The organism is Methylobacterium sp. B1, assembly GCF_000333255.1.
GTDB lineage: Bacteria > Pseudomonadota > Alphaproteobacteria > Rhizobiales > Beijerinckiaceae > Methylobacterium > Methylobacterium fujisawaense.
Genome location: NZ_BACT01000142.1, coordinates 1 through 1,045 on the forward strand (window position 1 = coordinate 1; position 1,045 = coordinate 1,045).

The 1,045-nt window shown below is 68.2% G+C and carries 1 protein-coding gene; it reads right to left on the reverse strand.

What is annotated here, in order from left to right; translation table 11 throughout:
* Window positions 1-693 precede the first annotated feature (693 nt).
* Window positions 694-1,045 (reverse strand): MetQ/NlpA family ABC transporter substrate-binding protein (locus I53_RS04060; protein ID WP_043346953.1); only part of this gene is annotated, 352 nt, incomplete at its 5' end.

A 1,045-nucleotide genomic window follows, 5' to 3' on the forward strand; every position in this document is an offset into this window, starting at 1 on the left:
GTCGGCATAAACGATCGTTCGCATCGGGGCGTCAGCCCTTCCGTTTGGTGTGGTCGATGGGAGCCGGCCATCCATGCCCGAACTCGGCTGACGGACGGTATACCCACCCCCGCCCGGTCCCGCTGGAGAGCTGCGAGCCGGGCAGCACACCTGTCGCCCCGGCCACGCCGCAGGCCGGGCCTGCGTGGCGCCCGTCAGCACGATCGCGGGGCTCGCAAATCCGCTGCTCCTCACGGAGCGGCCACCCTGCAGCGCTTAGATCAAAACCCGATCGGTTGGGCAATGCGCGGAGCCGCCTGCGACCCGAGCACGTCCTTGCGAACGACGCGCACCGCATCAAATGCGGTCGCTCCAGGAGCCCTCCGCCCATCGGAGTCGATCGGTGGGCGCGGAGACGGTGGGGTCGTGGTCACCGGCATGCAGGACGGCTCTGCTTACCGAAGACGTCGCGGTCCACGGGGCGACCGCGCCGGTCCCCCGATGGGTCTCCGACGGACGCCGCGACCTGCGATGCGAAGTCGCGATAGGAGCGGCTTTCCGATCAGACGCTTCTGCCGCGAGGCGACGATGAGGCCGAACTTCTGGTAGCCGATCCGGAATTCCCTGGGCGCATTCTGGGCGCGGACGCCGGCCCCGAGGCAGAGGCCGGACTGCGCCCGCACCGAACCTCCGTCGTCCCGCAACCGTGGTCGGTCATGAATTCCGGACGGGGATCACGGAGCCGCGGTAGCGGCTGCGGATGAACGCCGCGACTTCGGCCGAGGTCAGCAGCGTTGCGAGACGCTGGATGCGGGGATCCTTCGCCAAACCCTCGGTCGTGACGAGGACGTTCGCATACGGATTGCCCTCGGCGCGTTCGAGGGCCAGCGCGTCCCGTGCGGGCTCCAGCCCTGCTTCCAGCGCGTAATTGCCGTTGATCACTGCGATCGCCACGTCATCGAGGGAGCGCGGCAATTGTGGAGGCGCGATCTCGACGAAACGGAAGTTCTTCGGATTCTCGAGGACGTCGTCCAAGGTCGCGTTCACGCCCGCCTCTTTCGCCCGC